The organism is Agrobacterium sp. 22094, from assembly GCF_052046015.1.
GTDB lineage: Bacteria > Pseudomonadota > Alphaproteobacteria > Rhizobiales > Rhizobiaceae > Agrobacterium > Agrobacterium cavarae.
The window spans coordinates 1-304 of the sequence record NZ_JBQEPX010000066.1; the positions used below are offsets into that span (position 1 = coordinate 1).

Annotated in this window: 1 protein-coding gene; it reads left to right on the forward strand. The window is 37.2% G+C overall.

Annotated elements, in window-relative coordinates:
* Nucleotides 1-304: DsbA family protein (locus tag ACTJK5_RS23190; protein WP_440613345.1), on the forward strand; the 304-nt coding region annotated here is incomplete at both ends.

Genomic DNA, 304 nt, shown 5'->3' on the forward strand with positions numbered 1-304 from the left:
TCTGGGACAAGTATTAATGAAGTACTTGCATCAAAGTATGGAATTAGTATTGAAGAAGCTAAGCGTAATAACGTACAGCTAGGAAATCATGCAGCTAGTATGGGTTTAAGTTTTAATTTTGATGAGATGAAGCCGACGAACACGTTTGATGCGCATCGTCTTGCGAAGTTTGCAAAGGATCAAGGAAAAGAAAAAGAGATTACGGAAAATCTACTTTTCGCATACTTCACTGAATCGAGAAATTTAAGTAATGTGGATACACTTGCTACTATCGCTGAAGTTTCAGGTTTAGATAAGCAAGAGG